18 protein-coding genes are annotated in these 19,087 nt (G+C 34.6%); 16 read left to right on the top strand and 2 right to left on the bottom strand.

What is annotated here, in order from left to right:
• The first annotated feature begins 8 nt into the window (after window positions 1–8).
• Both ACH2AZ_RS02905 and ACH2AZ_RS02900 read left to right on the top strand, forming a co-directional pair.
• Window positions 9–1,514 (top strand): LysM peptidoglycan-binding domain-containing protein, encoded by a 1,506-nt coding sequence (locus tag ACH2AZ_RS02905; RefSeq protein ID WP_394906566.1) that lies wholly within the window; start codon window positions 9–11, stop codon window positions 1,512–1,514.
• Between the two features lie 13 nt (window positions 1,515–1,527).
• The gene (locus ACH2AZ_RS02900) at window positions 1,528–2,508 is read left to right on the top strand and encodes a DUF4837 family protein (RefSeq protein ID WP_394906565.1); all 981 of its coding nucleotides are present in this window, start codon (window positions 1,528–1,530) and stop codon (window positions 2,506–2,508) included.
• Window positions 2,509–2,570: 62 nt separating this feature from the next.
• Here the strand turns inward: ACH2AZ_RS02900 and tatA are convergent, their stop codons facing one another.
• Entirely contained in the window at window positions 2,571–2,759 is a 189-nt protein-coding gene (gene tatA / locus ACH2AZ_RS02895; protein ID WP_147861823.1) for a twin-arginine translocase TatA/TatE family subunit, read from the bottom strand.
• 122 nt (window positions 2,760–2,881) lie between these two features.
• Here tatA and ACH2AZ_RS02890 point away from each other — a divergent pair, with 122 nt between their 5' ends.
• The 12 genes from ACH2AZ_RS02890 (at window position 2,882) to ACH2AZ_RS02835 (ending at window position 16,505) form a co-directional block, all read left to right on the top strand.
• Window positions 2,882–3,745 (top strand): M23 family metallopeptidase, encoded by an 864-nt coding sequence (locus tag ACH2AZ_RS02890; protein WP_394906564.1) that lies wholly within the window; start codon window positions 2,882–2,884, stop codon window positions 3,743–3,745.
• Between the two features lie 9 nt (window positions 3,746–3,754).
• Complete coding sequence (locus tag ACH2AZ_RS02885) at window positions 3,755–5,266, top strand: GH3 auxin-responsive promoter family protein (protein WP_394906563.1); 1,512 nt, start codon at window positions 3,755–3,757, stop codon at window positions 5,264–5,266.
• Window positions 5,259–6,932, top strand: a complete 1,674-nt coding sequence (locus tag ACH2AZ_RS02880) for a DUF6909 family protein (protein WP_394906767.1) — start codon at window positions 5,259–5,261, stop codon at window positions 6,930–6,932. The genes ACH2AZ_RS02885 and ACH2AZ_RS02880 overlap by 8 nt, the downstream gene beginning before the upstream one ends.
• On the top strand, window positions 6,932–7,912 hold the full coding sequence (locus ACH2AZ_RS02875) for a hypothetical protein (protein ID WP_394906562.1): 981 nt from the start codon (window positions 6,932–6,934) through the stop codon (window positions 7,910–7,912). The genes ACH2AZ_RS02880 and ACH2AZ_RS02875 overlap by 1 nt, the downstream gene beginning before the upstream one ends.
• Window positions 7,909–8,922 carry a dTDP-glucose 4,6-dehydratase gene (rfbB, locus tag ACH2AZ_RS02870; RefSeq protein WP_394906561.1) on the top strand — a complete coding sequence of 338 codons (1,014 nt, stop codon included), beginning with the start codon at window positions 7,909–7,911 and terminating at the stop codon, window positions 8,920–8,922. Before ACH2AZ_RS02875 ends, rfbB begins: the two co-directional genes overlap by 4 nt.
• Complete coding sequence (gene rfbA / locus ACH2AZ_RS02865) at window positions 8,919–9,767, top strand: glucose-1-phosphate thymidylyltransferase RfbA (RefSeq protein WP_394906560.1); 849 nt, start codon at window positions 8,919–8,921, stop codon at window positions 9,765–9,767. Before rfbB ends, rfbA begins: the two co-directional genes overlap by 4 nt.
• Entirely contained in the window at window positions 9,768–10,316 is a 549-nt protein-coding gene (rfbC, locus tag ACH2AZ_RS02860) for a dTDP-4-dehydrorhamnose 3,5-epimerase (RefSeq protein ID WP_394906559.1), read from the top strand. It abuts the gene before it with no gap.
• Window positions 10,313–11,158 (top strand): dTDP-4-dehydrorhamnose reductase, encoded by an 846-nt coding sequence (rfbD, locus tag ACH2AZ_RS02855; RefSeq protein WP_394906558.1) that lies wholly within the window; start codon window positions 10,313–10,315, stop codon window positions 11,156–11,158. The genes rfbC and rfbD overlap by 4 nt, the downstream gene beginning before the upstream one ends.
• Before the next feature lie 204 nt (window positions 11,159–11,362).
• Window positions 11,363–12,121 (top strand): 3'(2'),5'-bisphosphate nucleotidase CysQ, encoded by a 759-nt coding sequence (gene cysQ / locus ACH2AZ_RS02850; protein WP_394906557.1) that lies wholly within the window; start codon window positions 11,363–11,365, stop codon window positions 12,119–12,121.
• 118 nt (window positions 12,122–12,239) lie between these two features.
• Window positions 12,240–13,541, top strand: a complete 1,302-nt coding sequence (locus ACH2AZ_RS02845; RefSeq protein ID WP_394906556.1) for a flippase — start codon at window positions 12,240–12,242, stop codon at window positions 13,539–13,541.
• Between the two features lie 9 nt (window positions 13,542–13,550).
• Complete coding sequence (locus tag ACH2AZ_RS02840) at window positions 13,551–15,278, top strand: asparagine synthase-related protein (protein ID WP_394906555.1); 1,728 nt, start codon at window positions 13,551–13,553, stop codon at window positions 15,276–15,278.
• Between the two features lie 6 nt (window positions 15,279–15,284).
• Window positions 15,285–16,505 carry an oligosaccharide repeat unit polymerase gene (locus ACH2AZ_RS02835; protein WP_394906554.1) on the top strand — a complete coding sequence of 407 codons (1,221 nt, stop codon included), beginning with the start codon at window positions 15,285–15,287 and terminating at the stop codon, window positions 16,503–16,505.
• Between the two features lies 1 nt (window position 16,506).
• Here ACH2AZ_RS02835 and ACH2AZ_RS02830 read toward each other — a convergent pair whose 3' ends face one another.
• Window positions 16,507–17,580, bottom strand: coding sequence for a glycosyltransferase family 4 protein (locus tag ACH2AZ_RS02830; RefSeq protein WP_394906553.1), 1,074 nt, complete (start codon window positions 17,578–17,580; stop codon window positions 16,507–16,509).
• Window positions 17,581–17,809: 229 nt separating this feature from the next.
• Between ACH2AZ_RS02830 and ACH2AZ_RS02825 the strand changes: the two genes are divergently transcribed.
• On the top strand, window positions 17,810–18,208 hold the full coding sequence (locus tag ACH2AZ_RS02825) for an acyltransferase (RefSeq protein ID WP_394906552.1): 399 nt from the start codon (window positions 17,810–17,812) through the stop codon (window positions 18,206–18,208).
• 26 nt (window positions 18,209–18,234) lie between these two features.
• Window positions 18,235–19,080 carry a sialate O-acetylesterase gene (locus ACH2AZ_RS02820; protein ID WP_394906551.1) on the top strand — a complete coding sequence of 282 codons (846 nt, stop codon included), beginning with the start codon at window positions 18,235–18,237 and terminating at the stop codon, window positions 19,078–19,080.
• Window positions 19,081–19,087: the final 7 nt, after the last annotated feature.

The following is a 19,087-nucleotide window of genomic DNA, read 5'->3' as shown; positions in this document are numbered from 1 at the left end:
CCTATCACATGAAATTTAAACTTATTGCATTATTCTGTTTTTGTAGTGTGAGCTTCTTTGGTGTAGCTCAAGATAGTGCAAACATAGCCGATCAACCGGTAACAGATAGTTTAAGCAAAGAAGCCAGTGCAAAAGAGTTGCACAACATGCTTGAAAAAGCTGTTTTAACTTATTTAAAAGATTATAAAGAGCTCAAGCAAGTCGATTCGATCTGGCAACAGGAATTAATGAACTCAGACTTGTATGCAGAAATGAATCAAGCCATTCAAGAAGGCGAATCATTAGAAAATGTGCCTAGGCAAATAAATCGGGATACTTTAATTGCACGTCTTGATCGGTTAAATGCCAAAACTCCATTTAAAATAAGTTATAATACCTCATTAGAAAAAGTAATTAATTACTATTTAAAATGGCGTAAAGAAAGTGTGCAACGCTTAATGAGTTTAAGTCATTACTATTTTCCTTTATTTGAAGAGAAATTAGATCAGTACAATATACCGCTTGAGATGAAATACTTGGCTATTGTAGAATCGGCATTAAATCCGCGTGCAAAATCTCGAGTGGGCGCAACAGGATTATGGCAATTTATGTACCCAACAGGTAAAATGCACGGTTTAGAAGTGACGAGTTACGTAGATGCTAGAATGAGTCCAGAACGCTCAACAGAGGCTGCAGCTCAATACTTATCTACCTTATACGGTATGTTTAATGATTGGGATTTAGCTCTTGCAGCTTATAATTCGGGCCCAGGAAATGTTGCTAAGGCAATAAGAAGAAGTGGCGGTCAAACCGACTATTGGAAATTACGCAACTATCTCCCTAGAGAAACAGCTGGCTATGTGCCTTCTTTTATCGCTACCATGTACTTGTTTGAATATGCGTCTGAGCACGGATTTAATTCTGCTAAACCACAAATCACTTATTTTGAAACCGATACTATTCAAGTTAAACAAGCGCTTAACTTTGAGATGATTGAAGATATAACTGGAGTTGATCAAGATTTGCTTGAATTTTTAAATCCAAGTTTTAAATTAGGGGTTATACCGCAAATAGAGGGTAAGCAATACCATTTAAGATTACCTAGAAAAGAGGCTGGTTTGTTTGTGGCAAATGAAGATCTAATTTATAAATATGTAGCGCAAAAACACAAAGAAGCGAATATGCCCACAAAAGAAGAACTTCTTGAACCCGTTCGGTATAGAGTAAGAAGTGGAGATTTTTTGGGTAAAATAGCAGCTCGATATGGGGTGCGTGTTAGTCAAATTAAACAATGGAATAATTTACGCAGCAATAATTTACGCATAGGGCAATACTTAAGTATTTTCCCTAAAAGTTCTTATGCAAGTCGTTCAAAATCAAACACAACCAAACATTATATTGTAAGACAAGGAGATTCTTTATGGAGTATATCGCGTAAGTTTCCTGGAGTTAGCGTACAAGAAATTCAAAAATGGAACGATATTAGCGGTAGTCGTTTAAAACCAGGAATGAAATTAAAAATTTCAAATGGCTAAACTCTTGTAGATTATGATAAATAAGATTTTCGGGCTATTGTTAGCTAGTTTTTTAGTTTTAGGTTGTGAGGAGCAACCCAAAGATGCTAAAGCTAATTTACCCGATTCAAATGGTCGCATTAATAATGTATCGGTAGTAATAGATCACGCGCTATGGGAAGGCAAAATAGGAGAGGAAATACGCTCTGTTTTGGCAGCAACTGTAGATGGCTTAACCCACCAAGAGCCTCTTTTTACCATGAATCAAATACCGCCAAGCGCTTTTGATGGCTTTGTACGTAGTAACCGTACTTTTTTAAAAATAGGTAAATCGGCACAAGCGTATTTAGAAATAGTGCAAGATACTTTTGCTAGGCCACAAACTGGAGTATTTGTTTATGCGCCTACACAAGAGGAGTTAATTGAATTGTTAGATAATAACAAAGATGCTATTGTTTCTTCGTTTAAAAAAACCGAGCTAAAGGAACAGCAAAACCGAATTGCTAAATCTTTAAAACCAGACCAAGTGATTCGTGAAAAGTTAGGGGTTTCCTTAAATTTCCCTACGGCCTATCGTTATGCTAAACAGGAAGACAATTTTTTCTGGATCCGTAAAGACATTCCAAAAGGCACTATGGAGATTTTGCTTTACGAGGTTCCTTTTCATACTATCGAAAAAGATACCAATATAGTAGGCAATATTATTAAAATGCGTGATAGTATAGGTAAGAAACATATACCAGGCCCCAGAGAAGGAAGTTATCTTGTTACCGAAGATGCCTATGCTCCGTATTTATTCGATACACAAATAGACGGTAAGTTTGCCTACGAAAGTAGAGGGGTTTGGGAAGTAAAAAATGCTTTTATGGCTGGCCCATTTATCAATTTTGCGGTAAGAGATGAAAAAAACAAACGCTATGTTATTTTAGAAGGTTTTGTATTTAGGCCCTCAACCAATAAGCGGGATCATGTTTTTGAACTAGAAGCAATTTTAAGATCGGCAAAAATAAATTAAACTAAAAATGCGCATTCTAGCAAAGAATGCGCATTTAATATAAGTTTTAAGTAAAATAAACTTTACTTTTCTGTTTGCTGAGTGTCAGTTTTTGAATTCTCTTCTTTTGAAGCATCTTTGAATTCTTTTATACCACTGCCCAATCCTTTCATTAATTCGGGTATTTTCTTACCGCCGAATATCAATAATACAACCACGACAATTAAGATGATTTGCGGTGTACCTATGGCTAAAAAATGGTTTGCCAACATAACTTTAATTTTTTAAGATAATACAAAAATACGAATTAAAATTGAATTCAAAATCGATAGCTTGATTTATTCAAGATAAACCTGTAATAATATTTTATATTTGTATAGTAAATTGGCGCCCTATGAGTAAACCCAAGAAGAGTAAAAGAATAAAAAAAAAATTACTTTATAAGTACCGGCTAGTTGTTCTCAACGAAGATACCTTTGAAGAGCAATTTGCTCTGCGATTAAACAGGTTAAACATCTTTGTAGGCGTTGGTATTTCTACTATTTTAATCATAGCCTTTACTACGGTTTTAATCGCTTTTACACCCTTGCGGGAATACATACCCGGTTATGCCAGTACAAAATTGCGTAAACAAGCAACAAGCCTGGCATACAAAACCGATTCATTACAAATTGCACTCGATCAAAAAAACAGGTATTTAGAAAGCATTCGGCGTGTGTTGGCGGGAGAGGCGAGTCCGTTAGATTTTGAAGAAGAAAATTTAGACACCGTCAATCAAATTGTTGCAGATACAGTAAATTTCAATGCCTCAGAAACCGACTCGCTATTGCGTAAAGAGGTGGCCGAAGAGGAACGCTTTAATATTCAAAAACAATTGGATTCTAAAGTAGAATTTTCATTGTTTTCACCGCTCAAAGGTGAAATTTCAGAAAGCTTTAATCCGCAAACAAAACATTATGCAGTTGATGTGGTAGCTCAAGAGAATACGCCTGTAAAGAGCATTGCAGACGGTACGGTGATTTTTGCAGAATGGAGTGCTGCTACTGGTTATGTGATTATTTTAGAACATAACCACGGTCTGTTATCGGTTTATAAACACAATAAATCTTTAACCAAGGCACAAGGCGAAATGGTGGTGGCAGGAGAGGTCATTGCTAAGGTGGGTAATACAGGTGAATTAACCACAGGACCCCACTTGCATTTTGAACTTTGGAGTAACGGTTACCCGGTAAATCCACAAGAATTTATAGAATTTTAAACCTAAGCTATGTCCATTAAATCATTTGCAGCTAAAATATTTGCTAAAGTGGTGAAGGCACAGATTGATAGCTGGGCCAACAATCCGGTGAAAGCTCAAGAAAAAGTGTTTAATCAATTGATTAAACAAGCTCAGCATACTCAATTTGGTCAAGATCATCAGTTTTCAAAAATTAAAAATCAGCAAGATTTTTCCAATTTGGTTCCCGTAAAAGACTACGAAGCCTTAAAACCTTACATAGAACGCGTAAAACAAGGTGAGCAGGATATCCTATGGCCAGGCAGGCCCATTTATTTTGCTAAAACATCGGGTACCACCAGTGGTGCAAAATATATTCCCATTACTAAAGAATCTATGCCCAGTCACATCAAGGGAGCGCGTAATGCTATATTAAGCTACATCAATGAAACTGGCAACAGCGATTTTGTAAATGGTAAAATGATCTTTCTACAAGGTAGCCCGGTGCTCCATGAAGAAAACGGTATAAAAGTAGGTAGACTATCGGGTATAGTTGCTCATTTTGTACCCCGCTACCTGCAAAAAAACCGAATGCCCAGTTGGGAGGTAAATTGTATTGAAGATTGGGAAACCAAAGTAGAAGCTATCATCAATGAAACCATTAGCGCAGATATGCGCGTCTTTAGCGGAATACCGTCTTGGTTACAAATGTACTTTGAACGCTTGCAAGAACGTACTGGTAAAACCATAACTGAGATTTTCCCTAATTTTAATTTACTGATTTATGGTGGCGTAAATTTTGAACCCTACCGACCCAAATTTGAGTCGCTTATTGGTAAACCTATAAACAGCATAGAACTTTTCCCTGCATCAGAAGGTTTTTTTGCCTACCAAGACAGTCAAAAAGAAAAAGGGATGTTATTGCGTTTAGACGCGGGAATTTACTATGAGTTTATTGACGCCGATTCTTTTTTTGAAGAAAATCCCGAGCGTATTGGTATTGCAGATGTTGCTTTAGGCGTTAATTATGTTATGATAATATCGACCAATGCTGGATTATGGGCATATAATCTGGGCGATACAGTGATTTTTACCAGTTTAAAACCCTACCGCGTTTTGGTTTCAGGAAGAATTAAACACTTTACTTCGGCTTTTGGTGAACACGTAATTGCCAAAGAGGTTGAAGAGGCACTGCAGCAAGCGGTAGCAAAGCATAGAGTGGAGGTAAGCGAGTTTAGTGTGGCGCCGCAAACAAATCCGGAAACGGGCTTACCCTATCACGAATGGTTTATTGAGTTTAACAAACAACCTGATAATTTGACTACCTTTGCGCAAAGCATTGATGAGGCATTGCAAAATCAAAACAGCTATTACCAAGATTTAATTCAAGGTAAGATTTTGAAAACATTGGTCATTAGCCCAATAGTCGAGAACGGATTTCAAAGGTATATGAAAGCCATAGGTAAATTAGGAGGACAAAATAAACTCCCCAGACTTACCAATGATCGTCAATTGGCAGATAAATTATATGAATTAAAACTAGTAGAATCAAATGATGAATAAAATCAAATCGCAAGGAAGGTCTAGAGCTCAAGAAAGCTCTAATGCAATTGAAAGGCTATATATTACCATGCGGCATTTGTTTAACCGAGGTTTTTATAAACCTATGGGGGTCTCGGGAGAAACGCTACGAGAGGCATTGCTAACTCTTAGACCTGAGATTTATGGTACTATAGCTTCAGAAAAGGTAGAGTTAAACGGACTTATGTATGTGATGGATCGTTTGCCAGTTGGTATAGAGGAGTGCCGTTTTATAAACCTTACCAGCGATGAAGGTTATGCCAATTCTCATTTCAAACCTATTGTTCCACCTAAGCGAAGAAGAAATTGTTACCGCATAGACGAAGAGCAAATGAATATAGAGGTAACTCGCGGGAGGTCTGAAATTTATGATATTCTTACGCACCTTACTTTCTTATTTATCGAGTCGCATAAGATTATGAAACGGGTGGTTATCAATGAAGACGGGAGTGTAAATCGCGATTGGAAAAAGCTAGAAGCCGCCATCAAAAAATCAGATTTAGACCAAACAGAAATCGAAGTAGCCTTAAGTCATACCGCCAATATTTTAGGACGTACTTTTGATGAGGTTCGCCGGGTTCATCCATTATTTAGTACCGCATCTCACCCTAACCGCTTTTTTCAAATTATTTACTTCTTAGGTAAACTAGCCATAGATGAGGCAGTAAACAATAACAAGCGTATAGTAACTTTTAGTCCGGTTTTACGCGAGCGTTTAGGACATCACATCCACGGTGAAATTTGGGCCAATCGCATTAAAACTTGTCTGATTGAACATAATCTATACCACAGAGACTTGCATATAATAAGTGCAAATATGCATAGCGTTATGAATACCTTATATGCTCCTGTAGCTTTAGCCGATGCTTGCAAAGAGAAAAGGATGTTTAAAGTGTATGAAGAGCTTAGTGATACCAAAAATAAAGCCCTTCGAGCAAAAGTAGAGCAAACCGCCTTGGAAAATGGCATGCTATTTTTACCCGATGAAAGCGGAACCAATATTGATGTTCAGATTTTTGATACGGCAAAAATACAAGACATCAACAGTAAAATATCGGCAAATAAAGACCATGCACCAGTGATTATCGTTATGGATTACGCCTTTGGTGAACAGGCTTATGAAACTATGGATGAGCTTTTAAAGCCCTTTAAAAAGGAAGATTCTTTGCAATATATGCCTGTGAAATCTATATCCATTATGGGTAAGGCTGGTATACTTGAAGGGGGTAAAGGCGATATAATGATTCCTAAAGCTCATTTATTTGAGGGCACAGCCGATAACTATCCATTTCAAAATGAGCTAACCCGCTCCGATTTAGAAGGAAATGATATTGCTATAGTAGATGGAGCTATGATCACCGTTCTAGGTACTTCTTTACAGAATAAAGATATCTTAAAGTTCTTTTATGATTCTACTTGGAATGTGGTAGGACTAGAAATGGAAGGAGCACATTACCAAAAAGCCATTCAAGCCGCTTCTAAGTTGAGGGGTAATATTAGTGAAGAGGTAAAAGTGCGGTATGCTTATTATGCCAGCGATAACCCCTTAGAAACAGGAAGTACTTTAGCTTCTGGCGGATTAGGCACTACTGGAGTTAAGCCTACTTATTTAATCACCGAGAAAATTATTGAACAAATTTTTAAATAATGAATAAAGATAATTTAGACAGCCAAAAGCAAAATGAGGAAATAGATATTTTTGATTTATTTCGCTTAATAAAAAATGCTTTTAAAAACATTTATCATCGTTTTTTGCTTTTGGTTCGCTTTTTACTAAGTAACGCCCTGCTTATACTGGCAGTGGTCGTTATTGGTATCGTTTTGGGGTACTTTTGGAAAACCTCTAGTCAAGAATACCACCAAACTCAAGCTACACTTAGCGTTAATGAAGAAGGAACCGATTATTTGTATAATAAAATTGATGAGGTTAATTTTTTATTACAAAAAGGCAATACCAAATGGGCAGCGCTTCTAGGAGATGAAGAATTAAAAGGCCTATCTCTTGAAGTTAAACCGGTGTACCTTACCCAATTGCTATCTAACGAAGAAGAAAATTATTTAGATTATATAGAGGAATCTAAATTACTAGAAGAGGAACAGAAAAAAGAACTTTTGCAGAATAAAATACGTGTGCATAAAGTAATCTTAAAACATCCGGCAGATAAAGAAGGTAGTTTGCTTTTAGAGAAAATAATAAATCAGCTAAAAGATAATGCTTACTTCAAAAAGTTATACCAAGAAAAGTCTAGCTTTTTAGCCGATCAAGTGCAAGCCAATAAAGAGTTTATCGCTTCTCTAGATCGTTTAATAGCCAATTACGCTAAATCTAAAGAAGCGTCTAACGATGCCAAGATAGTAGTAAATGGCGCGAATTTTGACTTTAACGGACTTATTTCGCAGCGAACGGAGCTACAATTAGAAACTCAAAACTTAATTAAAGAGAAAATACAACAAGAAGAGTTTTTAAGAATTATTGATTTGAGCTTGCCTCAACCATTAAAGCAGAAGTCAATCTTACAAAAAAACAAAATGCTGCTTACCCCTATAATTTTGCTGGTAATCTTGTTTTTAGGCTATCTTTTCTTCAAAATTATTGCGCAAGCTAAATCTTTGAAACCTAAATCATGAAAACAATATTAGTAACAGGAGGAGCTGGGTTTATTGGGTCTAATTATATCAATTATATTCTTAGAGCCAAGAAAGAAATTCGGGTTGTAAATTTAGATAAGCTCACCTATGCGGCCAATTTAGATAATATTGAACAGCCAAATCATCCCAATTATCAATTCGTTAAAGGTGATATTTGCGATGCGCAATTGGTGAATAATCTTTTTGAGGAATATCAATTTCAAGAAGTGGTTCACTTTGCCGCCGAATCTCACGTAGATAATTCAATTGCCAATCCTGCTGTATTTGTAGAAACCAATGTAAACGGAACCTTTAACCTCTTACAAGCTGCTTATAAATTATGGATGACTGCTCCCTTCGAGCATAAAACTACTTTTGCAAAAGCCCGATTTTTGCACGTTTCTACCGATGAGGTTTACGGCACTTTGGGAGAAGAAGGTTTATTTACAGAAGAGACGCCTTACGCACCCAACAGCCCTTACAGCGCTTCAAAAGCAGCTTCAGATATGTTGGTAAGAAGTTACTTTCATACCTATGGTATGCCTGTGGTAACCACCAATTGCTCCAATAATTATGGCCCTTATCAACACGATGAAAAATTAATTCCAACTATAATTCGTAAAGCTTTAAAAGGAGAGCCGATTCCTATTTATGGTCAAGGAACCAATATCAGAGATTGGTTATATGTAGAAGATCACTGTAAAGGGATTCAGAAAGCCTTAGAAAGCGGAAAATTAGGCGAAACCTATAACATTGGTGGTAAAAATGAACGACAAAATTTATATATCGCTCAATACATCTGTAAAATCCTAGATCAGCAGCACCCACGGGTCGCTAAAGATTCCTATCTAGAACTTATCACCTTTGTTAAAGACAGACCTGGACACGATTTTAGATATGCCATAGATGCTCAAAAAATAGAAAAAGAACTAGGTTGGCAAGCCCAAGAAAATTTTGAAACAGGAATAGAGAAAACCATAAACTGGTACTTAAAAAAATATTTACAATGAAAGGAATTATTCTAGCCGGAGGTTCAGGAACGCGTTTGCACCCCTTAACCCTTGCCGTAAGCAAGCAATTGTTGCCGGTGTACGATAAACCCATGATTTATTATCCGCTTTCTACTTTGATGTTAGCGGGTATCCGAGAAATCTTGATTATAAGTACACCACACGATTTGCCTTTGTTTAAAAAGCTTTTAGGCGATGGCAAACAGTTGGGCTGCCGATTTGAGTACAAAGTACAAGAGCAACCCAATGGCTTGGCAGAAGCTTTTATCATTGGTGAAGAGTTTATAGGTAAAGATAAAGTAGCTTTAATACTAGGGGACAATATTTTTTATGGCTCTGGACTAGAAAATTTACTCAAACAAAATAACAATCCAGATGGTGGGGTGGTATATGCCTACCATGTACATGACCCTGAACGCTATGGAGTGGTAGAGTTTGATGAAAATGGCAAAGTGATTTCTATAGAGGAAAAACCCAGTCAACCCAAGTCTAAATATGCCGTACCAGGAATTTATTTTTACGATAACGAAGTAGTGCAAATCGCCAAATCTATTCAACCCAGCGCACGTGGCGAATTAGAAATTACCGATGTAAACAACGCCTACCTTAAAAAGGGTAAATTACAAGTGGGTATTTTAGACAAAGGCACCGCCTGGTTAGACACCGGCACCTTTAAGTCACTCATGCAGGCTTCTAATTTTGTAGAGGCAATAGAAGAACGACAAGGATTAAAAGTGGGAGCACTAGAAGAAGCGGCCTATAATATGGGATATATCACCCAATCGCAATATAAAAAGTTACTCCAGCCTTTAACAAAAAGCGGTTACAGCAAAAATTTACAATAAATGCAGATAGAAAAAACCAATTTAGACGGATGCTTTCTTTTAAAACCCCGTGTTTTTGAAGATGAACGTGGTAGTTTTTTTGAAACCTTTAATCAACAGGTTTTTGAGCAAACCACTGGCTTAAACGTCAATTTTGTACAAGACAATCAATCTATTTCTAAATATGGCGCTTTACGCGGAATTCATTTGCAAACAGGAGACCATAGTCAAGCAAAACTCGTACGGGTTATTCAAGGCGAAGTACTCGATGTGGCAGTAGACCTAAGAAAAGACTCGCCAAGCTTTGGAAAATCCTATCAAGTAAAGCTCAACCACAAAAACAATTATCAGTTATTCATCCCTAAAGGATTTGGCCACGGATTTGTAACCTTATCTAAGCAAGCTATTTTTGCCTATAAATGTGATGCCTACTACCATAAAGCATCAGAAGCCGGTATTATTTATAATGACCCCACTTTAAATATAAATTGGCAATTACCTGCAGAAAAGCTTTTACTTTCTTCTAAAGATCAAATATTACCTACACTTAAAAAAGCCAACTGGTTATGAAAATTTTAGTTACCGGGTCAGCTGGGCAATTGGGGCAATGTCTTCAGGTTGCAGCCAAAAAATATACGGCTCTAAATTTTTGTTTTACCGACTCAAATGAATTGAATATCGCTTCCGCGGAAGCGATTCAAAGCTATTTTGAAAAGCACAACTTTGATTACTGCATAAACGCAGCGGCTTATACCAATGTTGAGCAAGCAGAAACCGATCAAAATAAAGCCTTTTTAATCAATGCAGAAGGGGTAAAGCACTTGGCCGAAGCCTGCCAAAAGCACCAAACTAAACTGATTCATATTTCTACAGATTATGTTTTTGACGGTGAAAAAAAATCGGCTTACACCGAAGAAGATCAGGTATATCCAATAAACGTTTATGGCGCTTCTAAATTAAAGGGAGAGCAGTACATTCAAGAAATATTAAAAGAATATTATATTGTGAGAACCTCTTGGTTGTACTCACAATTTGGACATAATTTTTTTAAAACCATTTCACAAAAAGCAGCATCAGGCGAAAGCCTAAAAATTACCACTCAGCAAAAAGGAAATCCTACCAATGCTAATGATTTGGCGGCAGCGGTCCTTCAAATAATCCTATCGCAAAAGAAAAACTATGGTATTTATCATTACAGTAACTTGGGCGAGGCCACTTGGTATGATTTTGCAAAAGCTATTGTAGATAGGCAAGATAAAAAGATAATAGTGCAAGCTTCAAATGCCTATAAAACAAAAGCAAAAAGACCAGTAAATAGTTGTTTAGATAAAGGTAAAATCATTAAAACTTTTGATTTAACAATACCTCAATGGGAAGCGAGTCTTACAAATTTAATAAATAACGAGGATTAAAATTGCAAGTAGAATTCACTAAAAATAAAAGTGTATTCTTACCTTAAACTAATTTTTGCGCTCTACCTTAAGGTTTTCTTGGCTAGGTATTAACAAGAATGTAACGCTAGAGAAGGTCTTTTTCTGCTATTTTAGACAAAACATAAGTAAAAAGGTGTGCAAAAGTCTTTTGTTTATGGATTAACCCTTACTTACAATTTTAAAATGGAATTAAAAGAATACCTCCCCTTAATGATCGATGCGGCGCGAGATGCCGGGATACAGATATTAGAAGTTTACAACGGAAAAGATTTTCAGATCCAAGAAAAAGAAGATTTAAGTCCGATAACCTTGGCAGACCAAAGAGCGCATAAAGCAATTGTAACGGCGTTAGAAACAACTGATTTTCCTATTTTGTCTGAAGAAGGTGCCGAAATTCCTTATGAAACCAGAAAAAATTGGGAATATTTCTGGATGGTAGATCCGTTAGACGGTACCAAAGAATTCATCAAAAAAAACGGTGAATTTACAGTCAATATTGCACTCATACATCGGCAGAAACCTGTGCTGGGCGTGGTATATGCACCAGTATCAGACCAATTGTACTTTGGTGGGGAGCATATAGGAGCCTATAAATCTGAAAACACAGACCCCGAAACCGAATTGGAATTGATTACCAATGAGAGCGGAACTATTAAAATTGTGGCTTCACGTTCGCATACCAACCAAGAGACTAAAGATTTTATAGCTGAATATAAAGATGTCGAAATCCTGAGTATGGGAAGTTCTTTAAAGTTTATGTTGATTGCCGAAAGTAAAGCTGATATTTATCCGAGGTTTTCACCAACAATGGAGTGGGATACCGCGGCTGCACATGCAATTTTAAGAGGTTTAGATCTAGAGGTGATAAGTTTAGAAGATAAACAACCCCTACGCTATAACAAAGAAAATTTGTGCAACCCTAATTTTTTGGTAGAGCGATAAAAAAGCTCCATTAAAACTATTTTCCAAAACCGTTAATACCGAATATAAAAAACTAGTTGGTCCTACATTTGGCTAACTTTAAGTACATTTGCTGGGTAAAAACATCTACAATAGTATTTTGAAAAAGCAACTCATCAAAAAGCTTAAAAACACCAATCCCGATCAAAAAGATGTACTTAAGAAAGGTTTCTATTTTTTGATATTTAGAGGCGTGGGTATCATAGCCGGTTATCTTTTTACGCTCTATATTACCAATGTTTTTGGAGCTAAAATAAACGGACTCATAAGCTTGAGCTTTAGTGTTTTTATGTTTGCTAGTATTATAGGCAGGTTGGGTATTGACGTTAATTTTTTGCGCTTTTATGCCAAGCCAGAAAACTGGAAAGAAGACCCTGGATTATTTTACCGCGTGGTAAGCAAGTCTTTTTTAGTAAGCTTGGTACTTATGGGGTTGCTTCTGTGGGCACAAGACTTTTTTATTTTGCATATTTTTAAAAAGGACCAATTAGCACCCTATTATTTTTGGAGTGTTTTAGGAATCCCTTTTTGGACCATCACCATGCTTTGTGCAGGAGCTTTGCGAGCCAAAGGATTAAATAACTGGTTTGCATTTTTCAATAATACAGGCCGTTTTTTACTTACTATTCTACTTTTAGCTGTGGTTTATCTTTTTAGTACCGTAGCTCCCGTTATGCTTATTCAAATTCATTTTTGGGCACTAGTGCTATTGTCACTCATTGCATTTTATGTAGTAAGTAAGGAGTTAAAGCAATTAACATTAAAATCGGGAACCAACTCATGGCGTTTTTTACGGGAATCTTTCCCTATGTTACTCTCCTCAACCATTATGGTATTTTTGGGTTGGTTAGATACTTTTATATTAGGTATTTATGAAACCGATGAAAATATTGGTATTTACAATGCAGCATTAAAATTGGCGCTGGTTACCAATTTTTCTATTGAAGCCATCAACTCTAGCCTAGCACCAAAAATAGCGAATGCCTTTGCCGAACAGGCACACGAAAAATTTAAGAGTTTAGTGAAATTTTCTACCCGAATCAATTTTGTAGCTACTGCTGGGATAGTAGCTGTTTTGCTGATCTTTAATCAGTTTTTTTTAGGCATATTTGGCGAAGAGTTTCTAGTAGGAAAATATGTACTAATTATATTATGTAGTATTCATTTATTAAATAGTACCACAGGCTCGGTAGGCATTATAATGCAAATGATTGGCAGACAAAAGCAATACCAAAATATAGCGCTCATTGCCTTAGGCCTAAATCTAATATTAAATTTTGCTTTAATTCCGTTATACGGCATTGAAGGGGCAGCAGCAGCAACCGCAATAAGTCTATCTTTCTGGAATATTGCCGGAACGGTATACCTTAAGCGTAAAGAAAACATTAGAACTTACTTATAATTTTAATCTATGGCAGGGATTTACGGGGTTTTATTAAAGAAAAATCAGCAAAGAAAAATATATAACAATTTTTACAACAGTAAATTTGAAAACTCTATTCAGGAAGAAATTGTTAGCAATGATTTTTGTTTTGGTAGATCTGTATTAGATAAATTTAAAGATGATCGTTTTCTATTTGAAGATGATAACTATATCATTTGTTTTGAAGGAATCAATTATTCTACGATTAATACTCCACAAAAAATAATTAAAGCCTATGTAGAGAAGGGAAGCGATTTTATCTCGTTATTAAAAGGAACTTTTTCTGGATTTATTTTTTCAAAAAAAGAAGAAAAATTAATCATGTTCAATGATCCTTTATCTACAAAGAGCCTATTTTATTTTTACGATAAAGAATTAGGTTTTGCTTTCTCTTCTGAAATGCACGTATTATCTAAATTGCTTCGTGAGAACCACATTTCAATTAGTTACGATTATGATGGAATATATTCTTTAGCTCTTTACGGACAAATGTTCAATGACTTTACCTTAGTTAAAGAGATAAAAAAATTAAATTATGGCTCCACTTTAACTTTCAATATTTCTGAAAGTTCGATAAAGACCCAGCAATATTACAAAATCTCAAAAAAAGAAACCCCTCAATCTTTAAATGATGTAATAGAATCTATAGAGAAGTTTATGGTAAATGCCATTGAAGAAGAATGGCAAAAAGATAGAAGTAATAATTACCAACAACATTTAAGTTTATTGAGTGGAGGAATGGACTCTAGGATTAATGCTATGATTGCTCAAGAACTTGGGTTTAATAAAATCAATACATATACCTACGGGAATCCCAACTCCAGCGACGTTAAATACGCCAATCATATCGCCGAAAAAAACTTTTATTCTCATTTACAATTTAATATTCATAAAGGAGATTTTTTAGTTGAAAACGTACTAGATAATTACGTAAAAGCTACCGATGGTTTAACCCACTTTACCGCGAACGCAATTATTTACAATGCGTTGAGTAAAATAGAAAGACGTAATTTTGGATTGATTCATTCAGGACAGATAGGAGATGTTTTATTCGGCTCTTTTTTAAAGCCTAATTATGATTTTAAAACAAATAAAGCTTCTATCGGATTAACAGGTTTTGTGAAGAACAAGACAATGCTTGAGAAAATGGACTTTTTAGATGATCTAACGACCTATTATGACCAATCTGACTACGAAGTATATACCTTTGAGCAACGACAGGTACACGGTACTTTAATGGGGGATAAGGTCTTTAATAACTTTATAGATCAAGCTTCACCATTCTACAATACTCAGTTATTAGATTACTGCTCCAGTATTCCCAACAAATTTAAATTTAATCAAAAGATTTATTTTGATTGGTTAAAGGCAAAGCATCCTAAAACGCTTGATTATAAATGGGAAAAAATAGGATTAAAACCTAATTCAGATTTTAACATTAATTACGGTAGGTTAATTAAGAAATATGTGAATGGAGGGAAAAAATATTTTGGGCTTAATTACGATAGTATGAACCCTATTACCAATTGGTTTAAAACTAACCCTAATCTTCTAAAACAATTTAACCGCATCTTTGAAGAGAATATTGTAATTATTGATAACAAGGAGCTTAAAGCAGATTTAAATGAGATTTATAATGATGATATTTTTGAATATCGTAATAAGTTTGCTGTAATTACTGTTTTACTAGCTATAAAATTACATTTCCATAAATAAAAGATAATGATTCTCAAAAACAATAAAATCTCCATATCACCATTCCCAATTGTTCGGGTTTTCTTGGCTGTTTTTTTATTTATCAATTTAGTAGGGATTATTAATTTACCCCTTTATAACGATGATTTAGATGAAGTTAAGGTAACATATTTATTTTTAATAGGTTTAGTGTCCTTTGTTTTATCAGCTATATTTTTTAGAGTTCTAAAATTTAAAATTTCAGAAAAAGACTTAAATTTTGGTAAACATAAAATCATAAAGTTTTTATTTATTATCATTAATATTATCACTGTCTTTTCTATCATCATTACTAATATCCGAAATGGTCAAATCATAATTTTTTCTGAAGATGCTCGTTTTAATCCGACTGTTATTACTGGGTTATTCGTTTATCTATCCATTGTAATTACCCTTGCTTATTATGCTAGTATTCTATTAGAAAATAAAAAATTAAAAAAAAGATATTTTCTTTTTTTAGGTTTTCAAGCAATTCTATTTTTATCATTAGGATTTAGATCTCCTTTAGTAAGTTTATTGGGAGGTTTTTTTATAGTTTTTTACACCGTTAGAAATGATTATCAAAATAGCTTTAAGAGAATATTTTCTTTTAAAATTTTTCTCGCAGTATTCCTTTTTTTAGCATTAATGTCATCTATTGCTACCTTTAGAGTGAGTAGAAAATATGATGTCGGTCAATATTACAAAAATATAAATAAAGATGTATTAGATAAACATAGTTATCTAACCCCAATAGCTCCCACCATGGCTCTTTTTAGGTATGATCAACAAGTTGTTAAAATTTTGATTGAGGAAAAAGAAGGAGATCCCATGTACTTAGGTTTGGCTGCTGCAAATGTATTAACCCTGTTACCAGGAACCCAGTGGGCAGCGAGAAATATTATAGGAGATATTACTGGCGCTAGAAAAAGACCAGATGGAGTACCCTGGAGTATAACACCTACATTACAAGGTGCATTATTTGTAGATGGAGGTTATATTTTTGTTGGAATTGGGTTTTTATTAGCTGCATTATTAATGGAAACTTTAAGAAAGTTAATTATTAAGCGAAAAAATCCCTTTATAATCACTCTTTACGGAATCGTAGCAGTTGCTTTATTGAAATGTATTCATACAGGTTATGTAGATGTTCCTTTCTTTTTGATTATTGCTTCACTTTTCTTTTTGAAATTTATAGTATATAATATTAACTATAAAATACCAGAATAATTTAATCAAATAAAGCTTTTAAGCGCTTTAAAAGCTTTTGAGCTACAATATCTTTTCTAAAGTTTTTTGAAGTGTTAAATGCTTCCAACTTAAATTTATTTTTTTGTTCGGGTTGAAGAAGATGATATTGTAGGATATAATCAGTTAAAGCTTCTGAATTTTTTGGTTCAAATAAAAATCCATTTTTATGTGATTCAACATATGTAGCAGGTCCAGCAATATTACAAGCGATGACAGGTGTGCCACACGCCATAGCCTCTAAACCTGTTAGACCTAAACTTTCTGCTTCTCGATAGGTCGGGAATATATATAAATCTATTTTATTATAGATGTCAACTAATTTCTCTTGTGGTATTAGTCCCAAAAATTGCACATCTTCTTCTAAACCATTCTGCTTTATGGTATTTAGAATTTTTCCCTCATCAGGACCTTTCCCAGCTATGGAAGCTACAAAAGGAATTCGTTTTTCTTTAAGTTTTAAAAGAGCATCTAGAAATGTTTTCCAGCCTTTTTCTTCAATAAAACGAGAAACAAAACCTAAATGCAATTTGGATTTTTTTTCATCTTTATCTTTAATGAAAAATTTAGTAGAATCAATTCCGCCAGAAGGCGATACAAAAACATCTTGCTCTTTTAAAAAAGGGTAGCCTTGAAGAACTTTTGTTTTAAAATAGTTGGTAGGTACAACAAGTAAATCGATTTTTTTTAAAACTTTTTTAGCAAAAAAATTAAGATATTCATTCTTTTGTAAATCTATTATATCCGTTCCGTGAACGTTCAATACCCAGGGTTTTCTTTTAAAAGGTAAAAGGAAAAAAAGAATTGGAATATGGTGACTCACATAGTGTACATATACCAAATCAAACTTTTTAAAGATCCCGATAAGAATATTAAAATAGTGAATACCATAATTGAGAACTTTCTTAATAGGGTTTCTCGTCAAGCCCTGAATAAGAGAAATAGGTTGAAATATAACACTATTTTTTTCTAATTCATCTTTAAAATTTTTCACAAAGACACCAAATAATGGATCCTTAGAGGAAGGATACATATTTGAAATTAAAAAGATTTTCATATAAGGCTGTATTTTGATATTTTAAACTAAACTATATTAGTAATTTTGTGCAAAATGCTAATTTACAATCTAAGTTTATTTAAACAATTAAGTTTACTATTATTTACGTATGCTTCATAAATTAAAGCTATTTTTTTATTACGCTTTTATACAGCATTTACCTCATTCTAGGTTGATAGGCTTGTGTAATAAAATTAGGGTAGCTTACGTTGCCAAAATACTAAAGCTTATGCCATACGATAGCAGAACTAAATTAGAGCCCAATGTTTATCTTTCAAACACCTTAGGTACTCGAATAGGGGTGAATTGCAGAATTAACGAACATGTTTTCATACAGCAAGCGATTATTGAAGATGAGGTCTTAATTGCTCCACATGTGGCTATACTAAGTACTTCACATCAACACCAAAGAATCGATATAAGTATTGTAAATCAAGGAGATACCAAGCCTCAACCACCAACTATAAGAAAGGGAGCTTGGTTAGGCCGAAATGTAGTTATTATGCCTGGTGTTGAGGTTGGAGAGGGCGCCATAGTAGGTGCAGGAGCGGTAGTAACCAAAGATGTGAAAGCTTTTACGGTGGTAGGTGGTGTACCAGCAAAATTGATTAAAACGAGAAAACAATAAACTTTTAAACTAGAAAATTATTTTTCATGAAAAGCCACTTTTGTATAATTTTTCTTTTTGCAATTTGTTTATTTACAGCTTGTTCTAGTAATAATGATAAACCATTCTACGATGAAAATCAGAAGATATTTCTTGTCGCAGGGCAAAGTAACGCAGCTGGTGTCGGAGATAAAGATATCTCTATTTTTCAACCTAATAAAGAGGTATATGAATATGATTCGGTAAAAGATACCATCAAAATACTGAAAGATCCTGTAGGCCAATATCACCTTAATTTTCAAGCGGCTCAAACAGGAAGTTTTATTCCAGCCCTAGCCTATACGTATAATGAAATAAGCAATCAAAAAGTATGTGTTGTTCAAGCGGCAAAAGGTGGTTCTTCTTTAACCGTTGAAGCAGAGGTGAACAATTGGGGCAATTGGAGTGAAAGTGGTAAATTATTTTCTTCTAGCATTTATAAAACTCAAAAAGCTTTACAGGTGTTAAAGCAGAGTAATATTCATGCTATTTTTTGGTGTCAGGGAGAGAATGATGCTCAAGCTGTCTACCAAAATAGCATTACTAAAAAATATTATAAGAAAGCTTTAATTGAGTTAATTAATAGATACCACAATCAATTTGGAGAGATACCCTTTGTATTTATAGAAACGGGTAGATTTAATGGGAATAATGCCAAAGATGAAGGATATAAAAAAGTAAGAGAAGCACAGAGAGAAGTTGCGTTAGAAATGGAACACGTCTATATTGGTTATAATGAAACCGAATTTTTTCCAGAAAGGGGCTGGTTAAAAGATATGGTGCATTACAACCAAGAAGCTTTAAATGATATCGGTAAAAAATTAGCTTACTTTTACACCGCTCTCGAAGACTAAAATAATA

It is taken from the genome of uncultured Mesonia sp., assembly GCA_947499595.1.
Taxonomy (GTDB): domain Bacteria; phylum Bacteroidota; class Bacteroidia; order Flavobacteriales; family Flavobacteriaceae; genus Mesonia; species Mesonia sediminis.
Note: the sequence above shows the minus strand (reverse complement) of the source record. Positions and strands in the feature narration are given on the sequence as shown.

What these genes read in the sequence shown, in the direction of transcription:
- ACH2AZ_RS02905 (WP_394906566.1), top strand. Translation starts at nt 9, where the DNA reads ATGAAATTTAAACTTATTGCATTATTCTGTTTTTGTAGTGTGAGCTTC.
- ACH2AZ_RS02900 (WP_394906565.1), top strand. Translation starts at nt 1,528, where the DNA reads ATGATAAATAAGATTTTCGGGCTATTGTTAGCTAGTTTTTTAGTTTTA.
- tatA (WP_147861823.1), bottom strand. Translation starts at nt 2,759, where the DNA reads ATGTTGGCAAACCATTTTTTAGCCATAGGTACACCGCAAATCATCTTA.
- ACH2AZ_RS02890 (WP_394906564.1), top strand. Translation starts at nt 2,882, where the DNA reads ATGAGTAAACCCAAGAAGAGTAAAAGAATAAAAAAAAAATTACTTTAT.
- ACH2AZ_RS02885 (WP_394906563.1), top strand. Translation starts at nt 3,755, where the DNA reads ATGTCCATTAAATCATTTGCAGCTAAAATATTTGCTAAAGTGGTGAAG.
- ACH2AZ_RS02880 (WP_394906767.1), top strand. Translation starts at nt 5,259, where the DNA reads ATGAATAAAATCAAATCGCAAGGAAGGTCTAGAGCTCAAGAAAGCTCT.
- ACH2AZ_RS02875 (WP_394906562.1), top strand. Translation starts at nt 6,932, where the DNA reads ATGAATAAAGATAATTTAGACAGCCAAAAGCAAAATGAGGAAATAGAT.
- rfbB (WP_394906561.1), top strand. Translation starts at nt 7,909, where the DNA reads ATGAAAACAATATTAGTAACAGGAGGAGCTGGGTTTATTGGGTCTAAT.
- rfbA (WP_394906560.1), top strand. Translation starts at nt 8,919, where the DNA reads ATGAAAGGAATTATTCTAGCCGGAGGTTCAGGAACGCGTTTGCACCCC.
- rfbC (WP_394906559.1), top strand. Translation starts at nt 9,768, where the DNA reads ATGCAGATAGAAAAAACCAATTTAGACGGATGCTTTCTTTTAAAACCC.
- rfbD (WP_394906558.1), top strand. Translation starts at nt 10,313, where the DNA reads ATGAAAATTTTAGTTACCGGGTCAGCTGGGCAATTGGGGCAATGTCTT.
- cysQ (WP_394906557.1), top strand. Translation starts at nt 11,363, where the DNA reads ATGGAATTAAAAGAATACCTCCCCTTAATGATCGATGCGGCGCGAGAT.
- ACH2AZ_RS02840 (WP_394906555.1), top strand. Translation starts at nt 13,551, where the DNA reads ATGGCAGGGATTTACGGGGTTTTATTAAAGAAAAATCAGCAAAGAAAA.
- ACH2AZ_RS02835 (WP_394906554.1), top strand. Translation starts at nt 15,285, where the DNA reads ATGATTCTCAAAAACAATAAAATCTCCATATCACCATTCCCAATTGTT.
- ACH2AZ_RS02830 (WP_394906553.1), bottom strand. Translation starts at nt 17,580, where the DNA reads ATGAAAATCTTTTTAATTTCAAATATGTATCCTTCCTCTAAGGATCCA.
- ACH2AZ_RS02825 (WP_394906552.1), top strand. Translation starts at nt 17,810, where the DNA reads ATGCCATACGATAGCAGAACTAAATTAGAGCCCAATGTTTATCTTTCA.
- ACH2AZ_RS02820 (WP_394906551.1), top strand. Translation starts at nt 18,235, where the DNA reads ATGAAAAGCCACTTTTGTATAATTTTTCTTTTTGCAATTTGTTTATTT.